General features: G+C 44.6%; 1 protein-coding gene. It reads left to right on the top strand.

The features are described from left to right. Positions 1-168 precede the first annotated feature (168 nt). The coding region (locus tag AB4232_RS18820) for a SulP family inorganic anion transporter (protein WP_372087736.1) at positions 169-867 on the top strand (699 nt) is incomplete at its 3' end.

The raw sequence follows: 867 nt of genomic DNA, 5'->3' as shown, positions 1-867 counted from the left end.
TAGATATATTACTCAAAATAGGGTTCAACCTTGAACTTAATCACATTTTTGGGTAGCATTCGCGCACTTATATTTTCGACACTTAGCTATTGCCGCTCTTTTTCATCACTGTTTGGCTACGCAATACACTCGTGTCGGTAAACCCATTTTAAGCATAGCTGAGCAAACATGTTCGAATTCCCACAATTTTCAAAGCACTCTGTAAAAAATGATGTGCTTTCAGGTCTTACCGTAGCCTTAGCTCTAGTACCTGAAGCCGTAGCATTCGCCTTTGTTGCAGGCGTTGACCCAATGGTTGGTCTTTACGCAGCATTCATCGTAGGTTTAATCACTTCTGTCTTCGGCGGTCGTCCAGGTATGATTTCTGGTGCAACTGGCGCAATGGCTGTTGTAATGGTTAGCCTAGTAGCAACCCATGGCGTTCAATACCTATTTGCGGCAGTTATGCTAGCCGGCCTTCTGCAAATTGCAGCGGGTGTATTTAAGCTAGGTAAATTCATCCGTATCGTTCCGCACCCAGTAATGATTGGTTTCGTGAACGGTTTAGCGATCGTTATCTTCTTAGCGCAGCTTGGACAATTTAAAGCACCAGACGTAACAGGTGCGCTAACTTGGTTACCAAGCGGTCAAATGACACTAATGCTAGGTCTAGTCGCACTCACTATGGGTATCATCCACTTCCTACCTAAGCTCACTACAGCAGTACCTTCTTCATTGGTAGCTATTGTTACAGTAACAGCTTTGGTTGTAGGCCTTGATCTTGAAACTCGCACTGTTGTTGATTTCCTACGTACTATGTCTGGTGACGAAGCAGCAACACTAGCGGGCTCTCTACCAACATTCTCTATTCCAGCAGTACCGTTTAGC

The organism is Vibrio sp. 10N.286.46.A8 (genome assembly GCF_041470165.1).
In the GTDB taxonomy this organism is placed as follows: domain Bacteria; phylum Pseudomonadota; class Gammaproteobacteria; order Enterobacterales; family Vibrionaceae; genus Vibrio; species Vibrio tasmaniensis_A.
Note: the sequence above shows the minus strand (reverse complement) of the source record. Positions and strands in the feature narration are given on the sequence as shown.